Raw genomic sequence first — 24283 nt, forward strand, 5'->3', positions numbered from 1 at the left:
TAGGCTTTTTTCAACACGTTATTAAGGTTTTTATAGTTCAAGGACTCAGGTTAATGATTATATTTTCAAGTATTCGTTTTGAGCTACATAGATATAGTTTTTGTTGCAACTGTTTGTTGAAATGCTTTATCATGCTCAACAATAACCATTGTGGGATTAAATTGTTGAATAAGTTCTTCAATCTGCATACGGGAATAGATATCTATAAAATTTAGTGGTTCGTCCCATATATATATATGGGCTTTTTCACATAAACTTTTAGCGATAAGCAGTTTTTTCTTTTGTCCACCAGAATAATGAGATATATCTTTCTCAAATTGAATTCGGTCAAAGTCCATCTTACTTAGGATGGATTTAAATAAGGTTTCATCAATCTTGTGCTCTTCAATGAAGTCTGATAGCGACCCCTTCAAATGAGAAGTATCTTGTTGAACATAGGAAATGATGAGTCCTGTACCTAAAGTAACTAAGCCTGTATGCTGTATCGGATGTCCTAGAATTAGTTTTAGGATACTACTTTTTCCGCTCCCATTCGTTCCATCAAGTACAATTCGGTTACCTTGTTCAACTATGAAGCTAATCGGCTCATTCACAATTTGGTCATTGTACTTAACGGACACGTCAACCAAAGTAACCAATTCATTTGATTTAAATTGCAATTGTTCCAATTTTAATGACTCAGTTTTTTCCACATTTTTTAGTAATTTTGACTTTTCCTCAATAGCTTTTTGTTGCCTTGATTCAAGGTTTTTTGCTCTTTTCATCATCTTGGCTGCTTTATGTCCTACAAACCCCTTATCCAACTTAGAGCCTGAATTCCTCGTTCCATTTTTTGAAGCTTCCACGTCATGAGACCAACTTGCTGAACGCTTGGAAGACTGTTTTAATCTCCCTATGTCCTTTTGTAGACGCTCATTTGTAGCCTTCTCGTGCTCTTGCTGTCTATCAAAATTTAACTTCCAAGAAGAATAGTTACCACTTTGAATTTCAATATTTGCTCTATTAATAGATAGGATATGGTCAACGCACCCATCTAAAAAGATTCTGTCATGTGAAATTAAAATAAATCCTTTTTTCTTCCTTAGATAATTAGAGACTATCTTTCGTGCATCTGTATCTAAGTGATTTGTTGGTTCATCAATTAATAGGAATTGACCCGCATTTAAAAACAGTGCAGCAAGCAACACCTTTGTTTGTTCCCCATTTGATAATGTTTTAAATGGTCTGTACATGACCTCAGCATCAACATTTAAATAGGATATCTCACGTAGAAATTCCCAATCTGCGGCTTGGGGGCAAATTTCTTCAAGGATTTCATGAGTGAATTTGTTCCTATCTGAAACAGAGTAGGGGAAGTAATTGAATTCTACCGAAGCAAGGATTTTCCCGCTATACTCATAATTCCCTAACAATAAATTAAAGAATGTCGTTTTACCTCGTCCGTTTCTACCAATAAATCCTAGCTTCCAATCCGTATCTATTTGGAAGTTTACACTTTTAAAAATATTATCAAAGCTACCTGGGTATGAAAAAGTTAAGTCTTGGACCTTTATCATTGACATAATAATTCCTCCTTTATATATCGAAACGTTTCATATAAAGTCGGAACATCCATCCATTTTTTAATTCCTCTATATAAGTTTGATGGATATTAACGACTTATATAGAGCATTACATGTGTAACAATAGTGTCTGAAGTACTGATTTTTCTCGCTCCTTTATTTGTGAAGTACATTTAACAATTAGTAAGTTTCAACTAAGCTAAACGGGAATAAAAAAATCCCCCAATTTGTAATCGGAAGGATTAGTCTTTCGTCTATACTTAATAAGTACTTATTAATCATTTGAATCATGACAAATAAAGTATGAACTGAATTTTAAAAATGGATAGACTAACCCTATATTTTGTAGTTTGAAGTTATAAAATTCAACTTAAAATATAAATTAGTTAATCATTATTCATCCATCATTCCTTTCATAATTCTATTTTTAGAGTAACATTCTTTTTAGGGAGATGCAATATTAGCTTCAATTTCATCTAATCCTAGATCATTTATAATTCTTTGAGTAAGGAGATAAAATTTTACCTCTCTTTTTATAAACATTAAATTTTTGTTCAATAGGTCATGTCTTTTGTCCGTTAAAAAGGGAGGATATGAAATTGACATCAACCTTTGTCGTAACTATAATAGTTACAGTTGGTTCCGTAAACTAATTCGAATTGCTATGTTAATGATAGTATATTTTCATTCCTTTTTAAGTGTGACAGGTAGCAACTAACTATAATCCAATAGAGGATTAGATTATATCTCATATTTAAAGAGTAGATAAGTTGTACCCGCCAAATTTACGATGCGCAAATACTTAAAAAACTACATTTTTCAGCTTACCCTTTTTGGAATCCTCAGTATTGATAATTGTAAACATCTACAAAAAGTTAACAAGACTGTTGTATGTAGAAAGAAATCTTTTAAAAAGGTCATAATATGGATAATAGGTAGCACACATTTAAATTTAGTAGGAGTTGTGCCACTATCAAGACATTTTTTAATAAAAGTATAGAAAAAACTCAAGAAGGTGAGTCCATTGCGCAAACATGCATATATGCAATTTTATGTATTGATATTGGCTTTAATAGCTTATATAAGCTTTTGCTTTATATTTATATTTGTTTTTCCAAGTCTTTATTTCGTATCAGATTTTAATATCCGACTATCATCTTTAGTTGTTGAAACTACTGTATTTATCTCACTACTGTATTCTATATTATCCAGAAAAATTAAGTTAGGAGTATTCTGGGTTTGCATTATTATTGCGATAGGGTGTTTCTTGATAGGGAATTTCATATCTACTTTTCAAGTACTTAATGTAGAATTACCAATAAAAAATTTTAATATCTCTGATGTATTTTTGTTGCTTTTCTTATTCTTCTTTCTCTTTGCGTTCTTTTATAAAATCATGATGGAATGTAATAAATGGGAGAAAGCATATTTACTTTGTGATTTATGCATTGTTGTTACTGCTATTTTTACATTAGAGTGGTATTTATTTAATAAACCTTCTGCAAATATCTTATTCTTATCAATTGGAGATGTTTTTCTCTCATTTATTTTTCCGATTATAGATTTATTGCTTCTATTACTTGGAGTTACACTAATCTTTCGACCTGCTATTTTCAATGCAAAAAGCAAATTGTATATTTTTATCCTAGTATTAACTGGATTAGCTATTACGGACTATTTGTATTTTTACTTACAAGGTGATTTGTCAGAGCGTTCAGTTATATTTTTAAGGTGTTTGTATAGAGTTTTCCTATTATTTATTGCTATTGCTGCTACAATTCCAAAGGATGCTTCTTCTAAAAGAAATTATTTTATTATTAATCCGACATTTGGAGAGAAACTTCTTGGCATATTCCCTTATCTTGCAGTTGCAGTCTTAATTGGCTTTACTTTGAAAGAGCAAACGTCTTCAGCTACATTGATTACGGGAAATTGTATTGCTTTTGTATTTGTACTGATTCGTCATACAATTGTACGAATGCAAAACAAAGATTTAACTGAAACATTAAAAGTGTTTAATAATCAATTAGAACAAACAGTATCTCAAAGAACAAGGGATTTAATAAACAAATCTAATGATTTGGTAAAAAATCAAGAAAGATTTAAGTCATTATATGAGTATCATCCGGATCCTATTTTAACGATTGATTCAACTGGTATCGTATTAAATATAAACCAGGCTGGAAGTATGTTATTAGGAAAAGACAGTGCTGCATTAATAGGGAAAGAGTGCTTCTCTATTTTTTTAGATGAAGATAAATCTGAATTGGAAGCGGCTATAAAGAAAGGGAGACGATGTAGTTCATCTTCACTACAGTTGCGTGTGAAAAATAACAATGAGAAGGACATGCTGTTTTGGTATGTCACTATAGTTCCTATTATGATAGAAGGTCAAACTTTTGGGAGTTATGTAATGGTAAAAGACATAACGAGGATGAAACAACAACAGGATGAGATAAATTACCTTGCATTCCATGATACGGTGACGGAGATTGGAAATCGTATATTCTTCCAACAAGAATTAGATAGATCCATTAAGCGTGTGCAAAAAACACAGGATAAATTTGGGCTCCTGTATATTGATTTAAACCGCTTTAAGACTATTAATGATACACTGGGCCATTCCATTGGTGACAGGGTTTTAAAAGAAGTTGCCAAACGTTTTAGGACATGTCTTTCACCGACAATTCCTCTAGCAAGAATAGGTGGTGATGAGTTTGCAATCATTGTCCATAACCAAACAGAGCAACAGCTATTGAATTTGTGTAAAACTCTATTTCTTATAACTGAAGAACCATTCGTAGTAAATCAGCATAGTTTTTACTTATCTCTTAGTATAGGAATAGCAGTGTATCCATTTGGAGGAATAAATACTACTACACTTTTACAACACGCTGATATCGCTATGTATAGCGCAAAGGAAAAAGGTAACAATGCTGTTTGTATGTATGACGAGACATTATCTCAAAAAGTAACCCGTCGATTACGATTAGAACAGGATTTACCAAATGCAATTGAAAATAATGAGTTGTTTTTATTGTATCAACCACAAATTGACAGTAAGGAAGGTAAGGTTATTGGTGCAGAGGCTTTAATACGTTGGCAACATCCAGAACTTGGGCTGATTTCTCCGTTTGAGTTTATACCTATCGCAGAAGAAACGGCGCAGATTATTTCAATTGGGAAGTGGACGTTACAGAAAGCGTGTCGACAACTGAAAGAATGGCATTCTGCGGGCTTTTCAAATCTAAAGATGGGGATAAATTTATCAGCTATAGAGTTTGAACAGAAAGATTTTGTTCAAACCATTATATATACCATAGAAGAGATAGGAGTACCTGCTAATTCGATTAATTTGGAATTAACAGAGCGAATCGCCATGGTAGATGAAAAAGAAACTTTATCAAAGTTAAAAGCATTAAAATCATTTGGTGTACATATATCAATTGATGATTTTGGTACAGGTTATTCTTCATTAGCGTATTTACCTCTTTATCCAATTGATACTTTGAAAATTCCAAGAGAATTTGTTAATAGGATTGGAACTTCTACTGATGGAGGTGAAATTATACAAACCATTATTTCACTTGCTCATACTTTAAACATGAAAGTGATAGCAGAAGGGGTAGAAACGAAAGAACAATTAACAGTGTTACAACGTAATGCATGTTATCTAATTCAGGGCTATTACTACAGTAAACCTGTAAATGAAGATGAATTTATTGGTTTTTTAAGTATAATACAAAATGAATAAATGAAAAATCAGTATATGTATGAAATAAAGTGAAAAGAGGTTCTATCCATATGGATTTGAACGTCTTTTCACTTTATTTTCAGTAGTTATGCAGCAAGGTTTCAGCCTTTGAAAGTAAAATAAGTATCTATATTCCTTGTATTTTGGGCTAATGGGATATGAGGTGAAAGTTGCTTATTGTGAAAAAGAATTAGGGACAGCTTGTATATTCTTAAAGCAATATGAAAAAGGATTAGCAGTTTGTATGGAATTAGGAAATGAAGAGTATGTATATCATTTCAATATTTTACGTTCTCTTAATGAAGATGAAGCAATTAAACTCTTAGAAGAAGTGAAAAAAGTATTTCTTACTTCGAAAAGCAAGGTTTATGGGATTTTGTAGAAGAATATGCAGATCTAAAAAAGGAAGAAATTATACAATAATCACATGCTATCATTTTTAATAGCTAATTAACAAAGGGACTCCAATTATGGAGTCCCTTTGTTAATGGGGTAATGCTTTGTTTTATCTAATTATAGCAATATTTGTAAAAAGTGTAAAGGGGTCCTAGTTTGGAGGGGGAATTATTTAATCTTTTTTATTTAATAAAAGGGATAATATTTAGTTATCTGCGCTTCTTAATTATGTTTTCTATCACAATTTGAAGTGAATTTCAGTTAATCTTATTTATTTTATAGGAATTATAAGTTATACTAAAAGTAGGTGCAAAATGTACCATTTGAAAAAGAGTGAATTGCAAAAAGGAATCCGTAAAGGATTCCTTTTTTGTTTTTTTGAAAATGAAGCAATGTTCTAATTATCTCATTCATTTTTATGAATACGCTGCGATCTTATAAACTAAAAAGGCTTTTTTTGAAAAGTGCCATATTCCTGTAACAAAACAAAGGTATGTTATGTGTGTTAAATATAAAGAGAAAGAAGGAAAAGTTGTGAAAAAAATTTTGCCAATTGTTGCGTTATTAGGCATGATGAGTTTTGGAGTACAGGAAATGAATGTAAGAGCTGATACATACCACAAGGGCGATTCGAAAATTAGTTTTTGGGATTCGAAAAGAAAGGGTACTAATTTCATGAATAGTACGTCATTACCTGAAAACTATAAAAGTGCAAAAGAAGCTAATATTGAATATGTACGTTTAGCACCTGATAAATGGGAAAAAGATAAAGATTTTCTATTTGAGGATAAACCAGATACTTCTGGAAAGGATTTTCTGATAGGTAATGCAGATAACTATCAGGGATTAGTAAAGGAGGATTTAGAAAAATTAAAGGCGGATTTAGATGCCGCACAATCACAAAGAATGAAAGTTGTTCTTACAATGTTATCTTTACCTGGTGATCGATGGCGCCAATTTAATAATAACAAGAATGACGACAGAATATGGGAAGAAGAGAGGTATCAAGAACAAGCAAGTCAATTTTGGAAAGATCTTGCTTTGGAGCTAAAAGATCATCCCGCAGTGATTGGTTATAATATTATAAATGAACCGCATCCAGAAACAGCTAAAAATAATAGATATAATGATTTTTGGACGGAAGATTACGAGAAATGGTATGCAAAAGTAAAAGGAACGACAGCTGATTTAAACAGATTTTATGAAAAGGTGATTAACTCCATTCGTGAAGTGGACAAAGAAACACCGATTATTTTAGATTCAGGTTTATATGCTACTCCATGGGCCTTTAAATATTTAAAACCAGTAGAGGATAAAAAAACACTATACGCATTTCATATGTATGAACCATATGAATTAACGAGTCAAGGTGAAAAACAAAATAAGGAATATCAATATCCAGGATTAGTAAAAGTAGGAGATTTAGAGAAACCTGTAATGTGGAATAAGCAGGGATTAGAGAAATTTTTGAAGCCAATCCAACAATGGTCTAAGAAAAATCATGTATCATCTAATCGAATTATTGCAGAGGAGTTTGGAATTAACCGTACTGTTCCGGGAGCTACTCAATACATGCAAGATCTTATTTCTATCTTCAACCAAAAAGGTTGGCATAAATCATTCTATGCATTCCGTGAAGACACATGGACAGGGATGAATTATGAATTGGGAACAGGAAAAATAAAATGGGATGAAGAGGGTAAACCGGTGCCTCAAGATAATTCACTCTGGGAAGTAATAAAAAAAGATTTACAACCACATAAATAGTTTAGAATATTTGTCCTAAGGACTAAATGTAAGCATCTAATTCAAGTAGAATTAGATGCTTTTTTTCAAAAAAGGTGGAAGCTTAAACAAATGTAGTTGCAATTGAATTAACCTTTAAATTGAAAAAGTTTTATGAATTTTTTGTGAGATTCCAACCCTTAAATGTTGAAAATTATTTACTGATTTCTCCAATTGGATATATTTCTCCAATCGGATGGAAGTTTAGAATACAGAATCAAAACATAATAAGCTGTTATCGATGAGTTTATCGTAAAGTTGTTATTTAATGTGTCATCAAATAACATTTATATACAATAATACATAAAGCAAAGGAGATGTTTATGAAAAAATATAGAGTAATAGATACAACTTAAATAGTATGAATAGTTTAGATTGTAAAAACATGAAGAAGAAAACAAAAAATCCTTAAGAGTACTAAGGGAAAATGAAGGAGATAATATGGGGAATAATTCAAAACATAAAACTAGAAAAATACTTGCGGCTACTGCTACAGTAACTATGCTTGCGACTGGAATGATTTCTTCATCGGATGTCTTTGCGGAGCAAAAGGAGCAGCAAAAAAGTTTATCGACATCACTGCAAAATGAAAAGTCAGTTAAATCAGAAAATAGAACATTTACAGTCCCAGGAAAAGGGGATGTTGAGGTACTGAAACAACAGGAAAGAAAAAGTATGGCATTTAGTCCATATGAACCAACTGGTTTATATGCAAAGCCAAATGAACAAATAACGATTAATGTAGAAGGTAATCAAGATATTCAGGTATATATTGGAACGTATTCGTATGATGCTTCTTGGAGAGAAGATTCTAAGATAAAATCATTTACATTAAAACCAGGTATAAACACAATCCAATCTCCAAATGGGGGGCTGATTTATTTTTATAATAAACAACAAGGTGGTACCATTCGAACAACAATTACAACAGGCGGAATGGCTACGCCTTTCTTTGAACTAGGAAAGCATACGAAACAAGATTTAATTAACATGCTGGACCAATATCCAAATGCACATGCAGTGGAGTTAAAAGGAGAACGTGTATTAATTACGGCCAGTCCTGCACGTATTAAGAAATATTTGTTGGGTTCTAATACAGATCCTGTACAACTCTTAAAAAAGATGGATGAAGCTACTCGAATTCAAGACAAAGTAGCTGGATTATCTGAAGAACAAGTAGATAAACATTATGTTCATTACGTAGAAGAAAATCATTCTCCCGATTATTATATGTATGCGACTTCTTATCGAACTGCATATGTAGGAGATGCAATCCAATACGTGTTAGATATTAATAAATTTATAACAGATGGCTGGGGCCCTTGGCATGAGGCAGGACATTTGAGACAACAATCGCCCTGGAAGTTTTATAATATGACAGAAGTACAAAATAATATATACAGCCTTTCTGTAGAAAAAGCATTTAATCAACCATCCAACTTAGAGAAAAGTGGAATTTATCCAAAAGCATTTCAATATCTAGAACAAGTGAATAAAAATTATGATGAAATTAGCGATGTTTTTGTAAAGCTTGTTATGCTTTGGCAACTACAGTTAGCGTATGGAGAGGATTTCTATCCTAAATTGCATCAATTGTATAGAGACATGCCTTCAAGTGAACTTCCACAAACTGATGAAAATAAAAAACAATTATTTATGATTTCAGCATCAAAAGTAGCCAAACAAAATTTGATTCCTTTCTTTGAGAAGTGGGGATTACGTCCAAATAACGATACCATTCAAAAAGTAGCTGCATTAGGATATCCAATTTTAACAGCAGAGATTTGGAAGGGGACGGATTCTAATCCAATTAAACCAGATATGCCTAATGAAAATAATATTTTAGAAGGAAACCAGTTTGCATGGTCGCTGAAAGGGATTGGAGATTTTGAATTCGCAAAAGTAAATTTAAATAAATCAACAGAAGAAATGCAAATTGATCTAAAAGCAGGTGTACCACATAACTACTTTGATAGTACATATGCAAGTATTAAAGTGCAAAACACATCAGGTAAAGTAGTATATAACAAGGAGTTTTATGGGAATAAACAGCAAAATGCTGGAACACAAAAAGTTTCAGTAAAGACCGGCGATTTTATTGAGCTTACACATTTAGAAGGCGGAGAGAGGGCAACATTAATAAATTTAGATAATAATAAACGTGAAAGCCTTGATAAAAAAGTAATGTATGAAGTTACAAAGGATGGCCTGAAAAAAGTAAATCAAATTGTTAATCCGAAACCAGATACAGAAGCTCCCACACAGCCACAAGGATTATATGCAAGTAACCTTACTTCTAACAGTGTAGAGCTAAAATGGAATCCTTCTACAGATAATATAGGTGTAAAAGAATATCAGGTATTACGAGATGGACAATTGATTCAAACCGTACAAGGAACGACATTTATTGATCAAAACTTAACAGCTAATAAGGAATATAAATATGCAGTGAAGGCTGTAGATGAAGCTGGAAATACATCAATTCAAAGTGAAATTCTTCCGGTAAAAACCAAAGATCAAAATGTATCTTATGAAAAATGGGATCCAAAGAAGGCATATATAAAGGGCGATAAAGTAGAACATCAAGGGACAGTGTATGAAGCGGTTCAAAATCATCAAGGAAATGGTGACCCGAATTGGATATTTGCGTTATCTTTATGGAAACCACTTACAATCAAATAACATGTAAGAATCAGATGTGAAGATAGAACAACAAAAAATTGGGGCAGTATTTTAAAGATTTACTGGATGTTGCTTGAATTTTGATAGATTTCTCTACTAAGTTATTATTCAATAATAAAAATTAGAAAAGGATGTAGATTAGTGATTAGTCAGAAAACGAAGACAAGATTTAATAAAGTTATTATAATGACCGCAGCATGTAGCATGTTTTCTATGTTTGGAACGTCTATTTTACACACTAAAGCTGCAACACATTCAGCTGCTCCAGCAGTTTATGTGAGTCCCCAAAATATACCTGCCTCAGATATTATTAGTATAGACTGGTCACCAGTTCAGACACCACCTTATACGTACTGGGCTGTACACAACTGGAATGCAGGTGGTGAAGCTGGAGGATATGCTGGTTTTCAACAACAAAGTGGGTTTGATGAAAATGGAAAACGTACTTTACATTTTGCTTTATGGGATCCAATTTCCTCTAAAGAAGCAATAAAGGCCGAATACTTATCTCCGAATTCGCAAGCTGGACCCTTTGGAGGAGAAGGAACAGGAATGAAGGTTCAAACAACTTATGGTTGGAAAGACTACAATTGGTACACAATGACAATGCGTTCATGGCAAGAAAATGGTCATACTAAATTTGGACAATGGATGAAAGATGTAACAAAGAATAAATGGCATCAAATTGCAATTATGGACTTTCCGGTTGCTAATGCTGCATTTAATCATGGATTAGGAATGTTTCAAGAAGACTGGGCTGATAGTGGACAGAATGTTCGAGAAGCGCGCCTAAAAAATGGTTATAGCCGAAAATTAGTTGATAAACAATGGAGTTCTTGGAATAATCAAAGTATTTCTGGAACGCATGATAATACTTATCAATATGATGGAGGATCTACTTCAGAATATGTATGGGTCAAAGCAGGAGGTAATACGCAGTCTACTATTGGGTCAGGAAAAATATTCACGCTAAATCAACCTACTCAACCTAAAATAGGAAAACTAGATTTTGATATCCAATCTATATATTATGAAAATGAAAAATTAAATGTATCTTGGAAACTAAAAGAAAATAGTACACCGCAATTTAAGGGGAAAATTGAAATTTATAACAATGAAAATATGACGGGCCAACCTATGAACGTAATTAATGATATTAAATCTTATCAAAATGGAATCAGTCAATCTATATCATTACCAACAAATGCTTATGCAAAAATTGTATTAACGGATATATTTGATCAAACTGTTGAGAAAAAGGTACAAATCAAAAATGAGTCTCCAAACATTTTTGAAGGTAATGAATTTGCATGGTCGCTGAAAGGGATTGGAGATTTTGAATTTGCGAAAGTAAATTTAAATAAATCAACAGAAGAAATGCAAATTGATCTAAAAGCAGGTGTACCACATGACTACTTTGATAGTACATATGCAAGTATTAAAGTGCAAAACACATCAGGTAAAGTGGTCTATAACAAAGAGATTGATGGAAACAAACAGCAAAATGCTGAATCGCAAAAAGTTCCAGTCAAAGTAGGCGATTATATAGAGTTAACACATCTAGAAGGTGTACATAGAGCTACTCTTACAAATGTAGATAGTAGTAAACAAGAGAGCTTTGGAAAAAAAGCAATATACGAAGTTACAAAGGAAGGCCTGAAGAAAGTAGAAAAAATGCCAGAAGCAACAATTTTAGAAGGAAACAAGTTTGCCTGGTCATTAAAAGGATATAGTGATAGAGAAATTGCAAAAGTAGATTATGATAAAACGGTAGAAGAGATGAAGGTAAAACTAGAAGCAGGTGTACCACATTCCTATTTTGCTAGTACGTATGCGAGTATTAAGGTCCAGAATTCTTCTGGTAACGTTCTGTACAATAAGGAAATTGTGGGAAATAAACAACAAAATGCTGAAAGCCAAACTGTGCCCGTCAAGGTAGGGGATTACATTGAATTTACCCATATAGAAGGAGAAGCAACAAAGGAAAAAACGCGAGCAACTTTAATTAACCTTGAAAATAACAAAAATGAAACCATTGGAAAAACAGCAAGATATCAAGTTACAAAAGAAGGCTTGAAGAAAGTAGAGAAAATGCCAGAAACAACGGTTTTAGATGGAAATCAATTCGCTTGGTCATTAAAGGGATATAATGATCGAGAAATCGCGAAAATAGAATATAACAAAGCAACAGAAAAAATGCAGCTTAAATTAGAAGCGGGTATACCCCATTCTTATTTTACTAATACGTATGCAAGCATTAAAGTCCAGAATTTATCCGGTAATATTTTGTACAATAAAGAAATTATAGGAAATAGACAACAAGCTGCTGAGAGCCAAACCGTTTCAGTCAAAGTAGGAGATTGTATTGAGTTTACTCATATAGAGGGAGAAGCACAAAAGGAAAAGACACGCGCCACACTTACTAATCTTGAGAATAGTAAACAGGAGTATATGGGAAAGAAAAGAATATATCAGGTTACCTCTATGGGATTATTAATAAAGTCATAGATTTCACTACAAAAGTTAAATTATAAATTTATATATTATATAAAAATCTTAACCATTATATGCATTAAAAAATTCTCAAGAGAATATAGATTGGCGGGTATAGTATGAACATATTCAAAGGGCTTCTAATTTCATCAATTGCAATGACCACATTTGTAGGAACAGATCTAATCCTACAAAATGATAGTATTCATAATAAAGTTTACGCTGAATCTTATAATGTCACATACAAAGAAAGAGATTCACAGGAAGAAAGATTAATTGTAAAGTTTAAAAATCAAATTGACTTACCTTATGAAGATGGTATTGAGAAACGAATAAAAAATGGGGATTATGATAACAATTTAAAGAATTTATTTTCCGAAAATACAGAACTTACTTTGAATCGTCTGTTCTCATCTGTAAATCCGATAGAGATTGAAAAATTATCAGTACAATCTAAATCAGTTGCTAATGAATCAGCTAATAATTTATTAAATTATTATATTGTACAAGCTCCTAATAACATAGAAATAGAATTATTACTGAAAAAATTTGAAACATCTCCTCTCGTAGAGGAGGCTTATATACAAGAAAAACAAATTTTGACACCCCCTGAAATACAGTTACCAGATTTATCTGTTAATCCGTACGATGATCCTAGATTTCAAAATCAAGGATATCTTGAAGCGGCACCAAAGGGAATTAATGCCTCGCATGCTTGGAGCATTAAAGGTGGTGACGGGAAGGATACAACTTTTGTGGATATGGAATATGGATGGTTATTGAACCATGAGGATTTAGTCAATAAAAATATTAAGCTTATGTCGGGACAAAATATAAGCCAGCATAGAGCTCATGGTACTTCTGTATTAGGAATTGTTTCATCTGAAGATAATCAAATTGGAAATATTGGAATTGCACCAAAAGCAAATGTAAAAGTAATATCCCAGATCAGGGATAATGGAATTTATAATACAGCGGATGCTATTTTAAGTGCTGTACATAATTTACAAGCGGGAGATATTCTTTTATTAGAGGCACAAGCTTCGTATGATGGGTATGGGGATAAATATTTACCTGTAGAAGTACATCCAGATATTTTTGATGCAATTCGTGTTGGTGCAGATAAAGGGATTATTATTATAGAAGCTGGCGCAAATGGTTCAAACGACTTAGATAATTTTAAAGATCGTAATGGAAAAAAGATCTTAAATCGAAATAGTCCAGACTTCAAGGATTCAGGTGCTATTATGGTTGGGGCGGGATCATCAAATGTTCCACATAAACGTTTATGGTTTTCAAATTATGGAAGTCGATTAGATGTATATGGATGGGGAGAAAATGTTGATACAACATCAGCAAATCCAAGTCAAAATACTACAAATTTATATACATCAACATTTAGTGGAACATCAAGTGCTTCACCAATTATTGCTGGAGCAGCAACTTCGATTCAAGGTATTGCTAAAGAACATCGAGGTTCTCCTTATACACCAGCCGAATTAAGAAATATCTTAAGTAATCCGAATACAGGAACAAAATCTCAAGATCCGTGGAATGATAGAATAGGTGTTTTACCTGATCTAAAATCTATATTAGATAACTTAGGTTTTAATTCAGATATCCCGGACTCTTCTAGTATTTTAGAAGGAAACCAGTTTGCATGGTCACTAAAAGGAATTAGTGATTTCGAGTTTGCAAAAATTAATTTCAATAAGTCAACAGAAGAAATGCAAATCGACTTAAAAGCAGGCGTACCGCATCATTATTTTAATGAAACGTATGCGAGTATTAAAGTACAAAATGCATCAGGAAAAGTAGTATACAATAAAGACATTTATGGAAACAAACAACAAAATGCTGAATCGCAAAGAGTTCCAGTCAAAGTAGGAGACTATATTGAATTAACACATCTAGAAGGTATTCATAGAGCTACTTTAACAAATGTAGGTAATAGTAAACAAGAAAGCTTTGGAAAAAAAGCAATATACCAAGTTACAAAGGAAGGTCTGAAGAAAGCAGAAAAAATGCCCGAAGCTACAATTTTAGATGGAAATCAATTTGCATGGTCACTAAAAGGAATTAGTGATTTCGAGTTTGCAAAAGTTAATTTTAATAAGTCGACAGAAGAAATGCAAATCGATTTAAAAGCAGGCGTACCGCATCATTATTTTAATGAAACGTATGCGAGTATTAAAGTACAAAATGCAACAGGGAAAGTAGTATACAATAAAGACATTTATGGAAACAAACAACAAAATGCTGAATCGCAAAAAGTTCCAGTTAAAGTAGGAGATTATATTGAGTTGACACACCTAGAAGGTGTGCATAGAGCTACTTTAATAAGTGTAGACAGCAGTAAACAAGAAAGCTTTGGAAAAAAAGTCATGTACGAAGTTACAAAAGAAGGCTTGAAGAAAGTAGAAAAAATGCCAGAAACAACGGTTTTAGATGGAAATCATTTTGGGTGGTCTTTAAAAGGATATAGTGATAGAGAAATCGCAAAAGTTGATTATAATAGGACAACAGAGAAAATGCAGGTGAATTTAGAAGCAGGCGTACCACATTCTTACTTTAATAATACGTATGCAAGTATTACAGTAAAGAATTCGACCGGTAGTGTTGTGTATAATAAGGAAATAGTGGGAAATAGACAACAAACTGCTGAAATCCAAAAGGTGCCCGTAAAAGCGGGAGATTACATTGAGATTACCCATATAGAAGGGGAAGCAGTAAAGGAAAAGACACGCGCTACACTTATTAACCTTGAGAATAATAAACAAGAATATATAGGCAAAAAAAGAACCTATCAAGTTACTTCAACGGGATTAAACAAAATAGATTAACATGAAGAACCTTCTAATTATTAGTTAGATGCAAATAGTCGTTCATTATGAACGGCTATTTGGCTTTTATTTAAAGAAAAGTGAAATGAAAATACTCTCTCTTTTGTATATACTCTCCTTGCCATCAACTGCTACATTTGTTTATCAGGGGGAAAAAATTTTAAAAATGTGCTTGAGAATTGATAAATGTTTAAGTGTTATAGATTTGAGAAAAAAGAAACAGAATAGTAAGGTATTTATTGATAAATCCTCTCCGGTATTACAATATTTTACATATTTGGTATGATGTATATGAGTTCTATGTATATTAAGGGAGGAATGGGAATGAAGAGGTTCATAACATGTGCAAGTGGTAATACAATCTCAAAAAAGTTAGTTTTAATGATGTTGCCGATGGTTTTAATGATATTGATGATTACACCATCGAATGATGTATCGGCAGCCAATCTATCAAAAGCAGGTTCACTAAAAGGCGTGAATTTATTTAATGGAAGTTGGACAGTTGCTATACAGGCAGCAAATTTACAATATGTTTCTGCTGAGCCTTTGGGAAATGTAATAGCAAATCGTAATGCAGTTAATGAATGGGAGAAATTTGAATTAATTCCGACTGGGGAATTATATACGTACGCTTTAAAAGCTAAAAGTAATGGGAAGTATGTTTCGTTTGAGCCAAATGGTAGAGTAGTAGCAGATCGTACATCAATTGGTGCATGGGAAAAGTTTATCTTATATAATGGTGGAGACAATAGGATATATGTATTACAAGCACTAAGTAATGGTAGATATATATCAGCAAATGGTGGTAGAGAATTAACAGCTACTAGTTATGTAGCTGGAAGCTGGGAAAGATTTGTTATTGTATACTTCTAAACTTTGAAGTGTTATATACCTAAATGATAATAGCATGTTTAGTTTGTATAAATACCTAATACAATAAAGTGTTAAGTATGTAATACAAGTGTATATTAACGTGTAAAAGGGCTGCAATAATTAGCGGTCCTTTTTGCATGTTAAATAAGGACTTACTGAGGTTATAATGAAAAGAAAAAGAACCCTATAGGGTTCTTTTTCAAGGCATATTAACAGTAAGGAGAATCATGAAATGCTACTTCAAATCTTTATTAGGGGAAAGATTTTGAATAAGCTTAACATACATCTATTTTTACATAAATGTAATATATAGTAAATTGATAATGTTTATACTTACTATTACTAATATTCAATTAAGATAGTTAACACTATTTGTATAGTGTTAATGAAGTGCATATTTAGAAAACTAATAATGGCCACAAGTTGGTTATATATGTCTAATATTATATTTTATTTGCTAAAAGAGCTTAGAGATATATCATTTTAAAAATTAATTAACATTTAAACAATTTTAACTGAAATTGGGTGTGTATTAACTAAAAGTAAATAAAATAAACAAAGACCCTGTAATAAATACAGGGCCGGATACAGGGTTAAGGGAACGCATAGTTTCTTAAAATCATAATAGCATATATTCTTTGTATAGCTACATGAGGATTTTGACAGAATTAAGAACAAGGCAGAAATCTGTAAGAAAGCAAATATATTGCTGGAAATTTGATTTGAAATTAAACTATAGGGCATATTGAAATAAATGGAAACTCTTGAGTACCGTGATTAAATATGAGGTTTAGATTAGAGGGATAATTGGATCTTACTGAAAAGGCAAAATGTTTTTTAGATTAAAAGAAGAAAAAGACATTTTTGGGTGCCTTTTCTTTAGGTAAACAGTTTACATATTGCTGAATTATACACGAAACCATAATTCGACTATGAAGTAAATCTTAATATAATCCTAAATGATAAAATATGTAATATTATATTTGAGTTTTTAATTATTTTATTGAATATAGAGTAGCAATGTAAATAAAAGGGCATGCATTCGTATCTGCAGCCCTTTTTAGGAGGAATTCAAGACACCAATAGGACACGTATTGGTAAACAGGTTCAAAAATAGTATATGTGAAAAGAAAAAGTCCTATACCAAAAGTAGACAGGACCTTATTTTTTACATTTTCAAAAATGAAATTCTGTCCTTTTTGAAATTAGTACAACACACACTTGGTTTGTAATAAAGTTAGAAAAAGTATACATGAAAATGGCAGACAACTATTTTGTTGCCTGCCGGTGCCAGTGGGTTGAATGAGTTAGTCAATTCAATAAATTACTACCCGATTACCAGAAGAGTGAAGCCGCTAGTTCAAACGGCTTAGACATAGTTTTCTTAATAAAGAAAAAATTATGAGTAAAGATTTTGTTTGCTCTATATGAAAAGATAAATAGATATTCATCAGACAAGGATAATTTAGCATACCTTGAATAGGGTGAAGGAACGAATTAAAGAAAAGGATTTTTGTTTAGGAAGGGACTGACTCAGGAATGGGACTTTCGGACAGGGTTTGGGGGGCGATGATTGCCTTTGGCATTGCGACTAATATCATTGCTTGTATGATGGCAGTATACATTCAAAAATATGAGCTAATGATAAATCATCTTACAAATATTTTATTTTTAATAATTATCTCTTTAACGTTTATTAAGATGAAAATGAACAAATGGGTGGCTTTAGGATTTACATTTGTTGTAATAGAGAAAGGTATTAAGGCGGGATATGACTTCTACACACATGATTATTATGGTGTCAGTTGGAGTTTAGCTATCATTGTCTATTGCATATACGAGATGAAAAAGTATCATATTGAAATAAATGAATAGTCGCAACAATAAGATGTTAGTAGGCGTAATTTTTTTAATAATATAAAAAAGACACTGCAAGAGTGTCTTTTTTTTGAAAATACTCTATAATTAACTTTGGGGAAGGTAATGTTAGAGTATTCGTTTAGCATTATCTTTATATTTGATAAACCATGAAATCGAAAGATTTTGTGGTTTATTTTTTGAACAATAGATATTACAGTATTGGCAGTGAGCTATTGATCATTTTAAGCATTAGGAGAGAATGGATTAAAAGTCTAACATCGAATAACGGTTCCGGAATATAGTGTTGCGAAATGATCTCCCATATCCCAAACGGTACTTGCCTGTATATAGCCCTTAAAGCCTTCTGAAGAATAATAAATCTCTTTTGGTATACTTTCTTTAGTTTGGAAATGTGCTTTAGAGTACTTTACATAATGGTTTTTAACAACTTTTACATCTGGAACAATAGTGTTTTTTTGTTCCAATGTTGGCCTAGCACTAGAAGGTGATATGAATTTTACAGTGTCTTGGTAATTAGGATCTAAGGTGTCAGCTTGTACACTGTGTGACGAAACAATTGTGCTTAAACTACTTCCCGCGATTAAAGTTGCAAATACTAACTTTGAGAATTTTGTTAATCTACTCATTTTATAATCTCCTTTTTATTATTTTGTAAGGTATCTCCTTACAACTCACAGTCTATATCCACTACAAAAGGGTGTACATATATATTGATAGACAAAATTCTACAAAATACAGCATGTTTTTAGGGTTTATGTATAATAATCCAATGTCTAATAATCTATCAAAAGTAAAAAGGTAGGTCTTATATAAAAGAAAATGAATAATTTATGCAGGTAATGTATATGGAATTATTGTTTAAATATTCTAAAATGAGTTGATAAAGATGTTGTAGGTTTTTTGGAAAACAAATAATTCCCTAGGTGAAATTTGAAAGGAAGATTCTCTGTTAGAGTTTTTTATAAGGGAATTCATTTTCGTAGATTCAACATGTAAAAATAACTAAAAGAGCAAGTGTTTCAATGGGTAAAAAGCTATGTTGAGTCTTTTTTCTCTGTTGGTGGTCGTCTAATCAATGAAATGACGGATGCTCATGATAATTTGTGTCTAGCAACATTCGTGTATAAACGAATGAATTAAGAAAAGGGCGAAATATTGGATAACTCGAAATAGATGCCTTTAAGTAATGTTGAAGATGAGGAGGAAATTTGGGCAGAACATTAAAGCAAAGAATAGGTTCAGAAAATACCTATTTTAGATTTGAATAATCAACAAATAAGGGAAGCACCAACTCAAAGGTGTCTTCCCTTATTTAATACTTTTTATCAATAATCAATATTAACAGAGCCTAAATAAAAAAGTGAGAAAAATGATAAACATTCTTCTCACTTTCATCAATTAGGGTGGCATATACATAAATATGCGTTTGGGTAGATTTTTGAATGAAAAATCCACATGCATAGTATAACAAAAAAATAGAGCTTTTCGCATGTAATATTGCATATAAAAAATAGAAAAGCTTTAAATTTTAATATTACGAACTTATATATACGTGTTACAATGTAATTCTCTAATTTATTTTATCCAGCTATTTAGAATTTATGTTTTAGTTAATTTATTATGGTAAGAATTTCATCCGATTGGATTAGCGCTAAACTAGATCTTTATCCAAACAAATCCAATAATTATTTTTTAAATGAAGTATATGTTGCATCCAGTTTATTTGGAATAATTCGTAGTCTAATAATTGCTGAATCTAGAAAAATAACATATTCGAAAGGAGGACAGATAAAACTCTGCCTGTGAAATTTAAATCACTAAATGTTAAATTTCGGATAATAGGATGTAATTGTGGTTTCATTTCGAATGGTACCATAAATGAATGTGGAAAAATAAAGGAGAAAAATTTAAATAAACTATATAAGTAGTAAAAATGAAAAGGAGAAGTATCTAGTGTTTAATATAAAAGAAAGATTGGGACAAATAAAGCTTAAAACGAAGTTGTCTATGGCATTTATAGCAATATTAATTATACCAAGCCTTATCGTAGGAGTATCATCTTATAATAAAGCAAAAACAGATCTTAATGAAACAATTCTACAATCAGCAAAAGATAATATAAGTATTTTAGATAAGATTGTTGATGATGAATTAGAAAATAAGCATACAGATGTCACTCATTTTGCAAAGGTACTCACACAAGGGGATTATAATCCTGAACAATCGCAAAATGTACAGAGTAAATTTGATCAATATATACAGTTACATCCAGAGATAGAAACGATTTATACGGCATCCAGTAACAATCAATTTATTCATGCACCTGTTGGCAAAATACCAGAAGGGTTTAATCCGTTAGAAAGTAGTTGGTATAAGGATGCAGTAAAAGCAAATGGAGAGATTATTGTTTCATCTCCCTATAAATCAAAGTCTACAGGAAATATGGTAATTGCAATTGCAAAGCAAAATGCAGATAAAAGTGGTGTCATTGGCGTAGATTTGAATATTACAGATATCGTAAAAACATCCAAAATGATAAAAATTGGAAAGCAAGGATTTGTATCTATAGTTAGTCAAGATAAAACTATAGTTGTTCATCCATCACTAAAGCCTGGAGAGAAATTAGAGAAAACTTTAGCGGATGAATTGTACAAGACAGAAGATGGAGTAATTACTTATAGCCTCAATGGCGAAGATCGAAACATAAGCTTTAAGACAAATAAAAAAATAGGTTGGAAAATAGCTGGCGTAATGCCTACGAAAGAAATTGAAGAAGCTACTAATCCTATTTTTTATAAAACGCTCACTATAATAGGGGCTTCATTATTGTTAGGTGGAATTGTAATTCTATTCATACTCAGATCTATAATTACTCCACTAAGACAATTAGTCATTTCAGCTCAAAGAATTAGTCAAGGAGATTTAACCGAGAAAATAGATATTCGTTCAAAGGATGAACTTGGTCAATTAGGTGGTAGTTTCAATACAATGGCAGAGTCGTTACGTAATATTATTTCTCAAATTAACACATCTGCAGGACATGTAGCTGCGTCTTCTGAGGAACTAACTGCTAGTGTAGAGCAAGCAAGTGTTGCGACAGAACAAATTACAAAAGAGATGGAAGAAATCTCGAACAGTGCAGAGGTTCAAAATAATGAAGTTGAGTCTGGAGCTGAATTAATTGGTGAGGTAACACGAAATATTCAATATGTAGCTGAGAATGCATCTGAAGTATCGGCTTCATCCATATACACAAAACAAAAAGCCAATGAAGGTGAACAATTAGTAGAACAAACTGTAGCACAAATGCAGTCTATTCATCACTCTGTTTCTCAATCCGATAATGTAATAAAATTATTAGATAAGAAATCGCAACAAATTGGAAGTATATTAGAAGCGATTCAAAATATTGCGGAACAAACAAATTTATTAGCATTGAATGCAGCAATTGAAGCAGCTAGAGCAGGAGAACAGGGGCGAGGGTTTGCAATTGTTGCGGATGAAGTTAGGAAGCTAGCAGAGCAATCATCCGAATCTTCGATGGAAATTGGAAGCTTAATTAAGGAAATACAAGCAGACGTACATGAGACTGTAAAAGCTATGAATGAAGTGGGAGTAGAGGTACAGTCGGGAATTAAAGTTGCGAACGATACAAAACAAAGTTTTTATGAGATTTCAAAATCTGCAAATGATATTGTGTCAAAAGTGCATGGTATGGTGGAACTATCTAATACTATGACTACTGATGCAATGAAAGTCGATACATCGATTGATCAAATAGCTATGGCTGTAAAAGAGAATTCTTCAAGTATGCAAACGATAGCTGGTTCATCTGAGGAACAACATGCTTCTATGGAAGAGATAAATTCTTCAGCAATACAATTAGCACAGATGGCAGAAGAACTTCAAGAGTTAATTGGTGGATTTAAGATTTAAGTTGAGATTCTAGGAGAGAATGCTAGAATCTTGTTACAGAGTGGAAATGCATAGTAAATAAGTATAATATGTACTCTTTATGCGTATTGAACAGGCAGAAAAGCCATTAAAAAACCCTCCATTTGGAGGGTTTTTTAATACATTTACATTAAATTTGTGGTGGTGCACCACCATAATCGCCAACACTATATGAAGGAGCAGGATAATGCCCATGAGTAGCAAGCTGATCTGTTTTAGAAAACTGAAAAATTCCCACCGTTAATACCCCAATAAAAGCAATGCCTGATAATAATAAGCTAATTTTTTTCATTATTTTAACACTCCTTTTGCGATTGATTTTTGTCTTGCTTGATAACAAATATGGAAATAGTCACTTACCTTTTGGTGGTTCTCTAATTGTCTACATTTTGTGGCAAATAATTCAGCGTATTCGACAACATATTCCCATAATTCTTCTTCCTCAAAGTATAAGATTCCTTCTTGAATGATTTTTTCTAATTCTTCCAATGGAATATTTTCGTTTAATCTTTTTAAAATAGAGAAGTGGTGTGTGTATTCTTCGTTATGAATTTTTCTGCAAATCTGTAATCCCTTATCAATGAGTTGGCTGGCCGTTGATTGTTCTCCTAATTTATAATGTTCCTTAGCTTGTAGGAAGATGGCCTTGAAGTGTGTAGGGATTTTCTCTGTTACTTCTGAAAGGTGACGAATAGCTAAAGTAGACATACTTTGATCAGAATACAGCCACCCCATAGTATTTTTTACGTATAACAAGGAATCTTCTTCCCTATTTTTTTGTAGTAAATCAATTGCACAATGTAGATATTCTTCTGCTTGTTCGTACTGTTTTAAATAGATGCAGCAACCACCTAGCAAACTATTACAAAAAGCTGTTTTTACTTCATAACCTTCATACTTTGAAAAGATTGCTCTCGATTTATTTGCGTATTCGATAGAAGCGAGATTGTTATAGGTATGGTGATAGAAAGTAGCAATTCTATAGTAAAATTCAGCATGTTCAATTTCATCTGGTATAGCTACCAATATTTTTTCTGCTAGTTTATAATGTTCCTCTGCCTCAGTATAATTTGATATAAAAGTGGAATGAATGGATTTGAAAAAGTGATAATAGAATCGTAGAAATTGATCTGTAGGCATATCATAATCGCTAATAGTATCAAAACTATTTTGTTGAATACCAAGGCTATCTGTTAAGACCTTGTAACGAAATTCGAGTAGTGAATAGTATAGTAACAAATTTTGATCCTGATGTTCTTGATCCGGTTCAATGCTTAACTTATTAATTTTTTCATCAATTTTCTTTTTTAGATTAGTAGCTTTTATAACTTGTTGAGATAGCATAGCTCGATACCAGTCGTTCAATAGAGAGGTTAATTGCTCATTTCCCTTTACTGAAACACTCATAATATACGCCCCCATTTTCTAAAAAAATCCTAATCCAATTTAATTATAAACATCATAACAAAATAGAAGGAAAAATGGAGTGATATTACAATATTTTTCAAGAAAATTCATAAAAAATAATCAATTTATGTCGAATATACTTAGAATAAAACATCCAAAAATTATCAAAAGATAATAGGAGTCTTTATACGTTCTATCAGGTGAACTTAGAAACTGTGATTGAAGATTTATGAAATTTTCTTTTCTTAAAACGGATCAATTACGTATTAATTTTCAAATTATTTTATCGGATACATATAGTATGTATCACCACCAAATGTATAAATCTTGCGTATGTAAATAAGAAGAGAATAAAGAAAACAAAAGAAGAACTTGTAAGAATTTCTACAAGTTCTTTTTTGGATAATGTAAAAAGGTGAAACAGACTATCTCATTATTTGTAATAGTGAAATTATCTTACTTATGGTTTTGTTTTATAGAAGATGTACTATTATATTTGAAGATTTGTTCTTAATGTTGATTAAAGGCAAATTAAAGACTGGTAGGGGAGAAGTGCATAAAAGAGAAAGCCTTCTTTACTTATTCTGAAAAGATAATTCAAAAAGCAATTTGTGTATAGAATAAGCAATGCATGAATTCATCGACATTGGTGA

General features: G+C 31.9%; 13 protein-coding genes. 9 read left to right on the plus strand and 4 right to left on the minus strand.

What is annotated here, in order from left to right; all coding sequences use genetic code 11:
• Positions 1-83: 83 nt before the first annotated feature.
• Complete coding sequence (locus C4S65_RS03165; RefSeq protein WP_086407527.1) at positions 84-1562, minus strand: Lsa family ABC-F type ribosomal protection protein; 1479 nt, start codon at positions 1560-1562, stop codon at positions 84-86.
• 1024 nt (positions 1563-2586) lie between these two features.
• On the opposite strand from C4S65_RS03165, the gene C4S65_RS03170 reads away from it, so the two are divergent.
• From C4S65_RS03170 to C4S65_RS03210, 8 genes are all read left to right on the plus strand, one after another.
• Complete coding sequence (locus C4S65_RS03170) at positions 2587-5316, plus strand: EAL domain-containing protein (RefSeq protein WP_142391520.1); 2730 nt, start codon at positions 2587-2589, stop codon at positions 5314-5316.
• A gap of 151 nt (positions 5317-5467) precedes the next feature.
• Entirely contained in the window at positions 5468-5698 is a 231-nt protein-coding gene (locus tag C4S65_RS03175) for an aspartate phosphatase (RefSeq protein WP_103945147.1), read from the plus strand.
• Positions 5699-6210: 512 nt separating this feature from the next.
• Positions 6211-7479: a cellulase family glycosylhydrolase gene (locus tag C4S65_RS03180; protein WP_086407525.1), complete on the plus strand. Its 1269-nt coding sequence runs from the start codon at positions 6211-6213 to the stop codon at positions 7477-7479.
• 459 nt (positions 7480-7938) lie between these two features.
• Entirely contained in the window at positions 7939-10179 is a 2241-nt protein-coding gene (locus C4S65_RS03185) for a M60 family metallopeptidase (protein WP_086790624.1), read from the plus strand.
• Between the two features lie 141 nt (positions 10180-10320).
• Positions 10321-12687, plus strand: a complete 2367-nt coding sequence (locus C4S65_RS03190; RefSeq protein ID WP_103945132.1) for a putative mucin/carbohydrate-binding domain-containing protein — start codon at positions 10321-10323, stop codon at positions 12685-12687.
• Between the two features lie 104 nt (positions 12688-12791).
• Complete coding sequence (locus C4S65_RS03195) at positions 12792-15515, plus strand: putative mucin/carbohydrate-binding domain-containing protein (RefSeq protein ID WP_086406907.1); 2724 nt, start codon at positions 12792-12794, stop codon at positions 15513-15515.
• Positions 15516-15839: 324 nt separating this feature from the next.
• Positions 15840-16388 carry a hypothetical protein gene (locus C4S65_RS03205; RefSeq protein ID WP_000819406.1) on the plus strand — a complete coding sequence of 183 codons (549 nt, stop codon included), beginning with the start codon at positions 15840-15842 and terminating at the stop codon, positions 16386-16388.
• 1539 nt (positions 16389-17927) lie between these two features.
• Positions 17928-18263: a hypothetical protein gene (locus C4S65_RS03210; protein ID WP_000524426.1), complete on the plus strand. Its 336-nt coding sequence runs from the start codon at positions 17928-17930 to the stop codon at positions 18261-18263.
• Between the two features lie 257 nt (positions 18264-18520).
• Here the strand turns inward: C4S65_RS03210 and C4S65_RS03215 are convergent, their stop codons facing one another.
• Positions 18521-18895 (minus strand): hypothetical protein, encoded by a 375-nt coding sequence (locus tag C4S65_RS03215; protein ID WP_000088966.1) that lies wholly within the window; start codon positions 18893-18895, stop codon positions 18521-18523.
• 1327 nt (positions 18896-20222) lie between these two features.
• On the opposite strand from C4S65_RS03215, the gene C4S65_RS03220 reads away from it, so the two are divergent.
• Complete coding sequence (locus C4S65_RS03220; protein ID WP_000481862.1) at positions 20223-22205, plus strand: methyl-accepting chemotaxis protein; 1983 nt, start codon at positions 20223-20225, stop codon at positions 22203-22205.
• A gap of 148 nt (positions 22206-22353) precedes the next feature.
• On the opposite strand, the gene C4S65_RS34240 is transcribed toward C4S65_RS03220, so the two are convergent.
• Positions 22354-22515 (minus strand): hypothetical protein, encoded by a 162-nt coding sequence (locus C4S65_RS34240; protein WP_000724107.1) that lies wholly within the window; start codon positions 22513-22515, stop codon positions 22354-22356.
• Complete coding sequence (locus C4S65_RS03230) at positions 22515-23630, minus strand: Rap family tetratricopeptide repeat protein (RefSeq protein ID WP_000116955.1); 1116 nt, start codon at positions 23628-23630, stop codon at positions 22515-22517. The genes C4S65_RS34240 and C4S65_RS03230 overlap by 1 nt, the downstream gene beginning before the upstream one ends.
• Positions 23631-24283: the final 653 nt, after the last annotated feature.

The sequence above is a fragment of the Bacillus sp. ok061 genome (genome assembly GCF_900108285.1).
In the GTDB taxonomy this organism is placed as follows: Bacteria; Bacillota; Bacilli; order Bacillales; family Bacillaceae_G; genus Bacillus_A; species Bacillus_A thuringiensis_S.

Excerpts from the sequence above, each read along its gene's own strand:
- C4S65_RS03230 (WP_000116955.1), bottom strand. The coding sequence starts at position 23,630 with ATGAGTGTTTCAGTAAAGGGAAATGAGCAATTAACCTCTCTATTGAAC.
- C4S65_RS03185 (WP_086790624.1), top strand. The coding sequence starts at position 7,939 with ATGGGGAATAATTCAAAACATAAAACTAGAAAAATACTTGCGGCTACT.
- C4S65_RS03180 (WP_086407525.1), top strand. The coding sequence starts at position 6,211 with ATGTGTGTTAAATATAAAGAGAAAGAAGGAAAAGTTGTGAAAAAAATT.
- C4S65_RS03215 (WP_000088966.1), bottom strand. The coding sequence starts at position 18,895 with ATGAGTAGATTAACAAAATTCTCAAAGTTAGTATTTGCAACTTTAATC.
- C4S65_RS34240 (WP_000724107.1), bottom strand. The coding sequence starts at position 22,515 with ATGAAAAAAATTAGCTTATTATTATCAGGCATTGCTTTTATTGGGGTA.
- C4S65_RS03210 (WP_000524426.1), top strand. The coding sequence starts at position 17,928 with ATGGGACTTTCGGACAGGGTTTGGGGGGCGATGATTGCCTTTGGCATT.
- C4S65_RS03175 (WP_103945147.1), top strand. The coding sequence starts at position 5,468 with ATGGGATATGAGGTGAAAGTTGCTTATTGTGAAAAAGAATTAGGGACA.
- C4S65_RS03205 (WP_000819406.1), top strand. The coding sequence starts at position 15,840 with ATGAAGAGGTTCATAACATGTGCAAGTGGTAATACAATCTCAAAAAAG.
- C4S65_RS03165 (WP_086407527.1), bottom strand. The coding sequence starts at position 1,562 with ATGTCAATGATAAAGGTCCAAGACTTAACTTTTTCATACCCAGGTAGC.
- C4S65_RS03195 (WP_086406907.1), top strand. The coding sequence starts at position 12,792 with ATGAACATATTCAAAGGGCTTCTAATTTCATCAATTGCAATGACCACA.